The organism is Ligilactobacillus sp. (genome assembly GCF_036846325.1).
Taxonomy (GTDB): Bacteria; Bacillota; Bacilli; order Lactobacillales; family Lactobacillaceae; genus Ligilactobacillus.
Map to the genome: position 1 here is coordinate 1 of NZ_DAIUCE010000048.1, position 1,731 is coordinate 1,731.

General features: G+C 44.8%; 1 protein-coding gene. It reads right to left on the reverse strand.

The annotated features are described in order from the left end of the window. Positions 1-1,731, reverse strand: a 1,731-nt coding sequence (gene cas3, locus V7Z60_RS05870; RefSeq protein WP_334116928.1) for a CRISPR-associated helicase Cas3', incomplete at both ends; no start/stop codon positions are given.

The window sequence follows — 1,731 nt, forward strand, 5'->3', positions numbered from 1 at the left end:
AATAATAATCAGTCTTCATAAGAAGATATTTGCCGTATATTCCTTCATTTGCATCCCCGTAATCACCGAATTCACTTATGCCCATAACGTATGTCTGCGGCTCGCCCAACTTTTCAGGGCGCTTGATGTCATGACGATGAAGCCGTCCTATTCTCTGAAGAATCAAATCCATAGGTGCAATGTCCGTATACAGTATGTCAAAGTCAATGTCCAAAGACTGTTCAAGAACCTGTGTGCCAATCACAATCATGCGTTCCGGCCTTCTTCCGTGTTTTCCAATTGCATCTTGAAGCATTTTCTCCTTTCTTGCCCTGTCGGGAGCCAGAAAAGCAGAATGCAACACCATCAGTTCTACATCACCCGGAACCAATTCAGCCAGCTTCTGTGCTCTCTTCACAGTATTGACAATGATTCCGGCAACTCCGCCATCATCTATCATCTCAAGGACATTTTCCATAAGTTCTTCATCGGATGAATCAAAGCGATGAATATGGACTGACTTATTCTGTTCTGCAACAACATCTCCAAAATCAGTAACCTGTCCGACATGAGTCCCGTCAAGATAACTCAGCAGGGGATATGCTTCTTCAGATTCCCAGTTATCGGGGAAAATGACTTTATCTTTCCATTTCTTCCCAAACTTTCCCTTTAAGTATGATCCAAACAACTGTATTCTCCTGTCCTTCGGCAATGTTGCCGACAAGACCACAACAGGAACGTGGTATGCCCCAAGCCATTCAATTGCCTTGTAAAGATAACTGTTCATGTATGCATCATATGCATGAGCCTCGTCAATGACAACAACCTTGCCGCTGAATCCAAGGTGTCTGAGGAAAAGGTGCTTCTGCTTCAATCCCATTAACAGGAGATTGTCAATGGTACCGACCGTGAATTTGGTGAGAATGGACTTCTTTCCTGAAAACCAGCTGTTGACGGTCACGGCGCCGTGAGTGTCATCTTCATCAACTATGTTTTCAGCATGAGGAAGATGACTGTAAGTTTGGTTGAACATGGCCTTTCCATGCATCAGCTTGATGCTTACATGCTCATTCTCATCTTCAGCTATGTTTTCCAACCACTCATTAACCCGGTCAAACATCGCATTGGCGGTTGCCTGGGTCGGCAATCCTATATAAAGTCCATCCCTTCCCGAAGCATATGCAAGCTGTTCGGCGGCTGTCAGCGCTATCTCAGTCTTTCCGATTCCCATCGGTGCTTCAATGACAACGATTCCCGGTTTCCTTATTCTTCCTATGGCATCTGACATGATTTTCTGAACATTACGAGGCTTGAATCCCCAGCGTTTCTCATAATTACTGTCAACGTCGAAAACAGGTCCGAACTGAACTGCATCATCACGATTCCAGTTCGTTATTGCAGAACGATACCGCAAGTCAAGATCAACATCAGATGCTGGCTCGTCGATGTTAATCAGCGGAAACATAGGTATCTGATGATTATTATCAAGATACTCACTGGACGCAAGCCAGTCCGCCATAATCAGCAGCCCCTCGAAAAGCACCGCCTGCGGCTGACCGATTTTTTCCGGCAGATCTGACAATGAATCATACCCGGATGCACTTAGCGCCTCTTTCAGAAGATATTCCTGGATACTGCTCCATTTCCTGCGTAAATCACAGTCATTGTCCCTTTGAAAATAATTGGATGTGTAATCTTCAAGCTGATTGTCTGCATCAACAATCCGAACCTCAATATCGTCAATCCAGACAT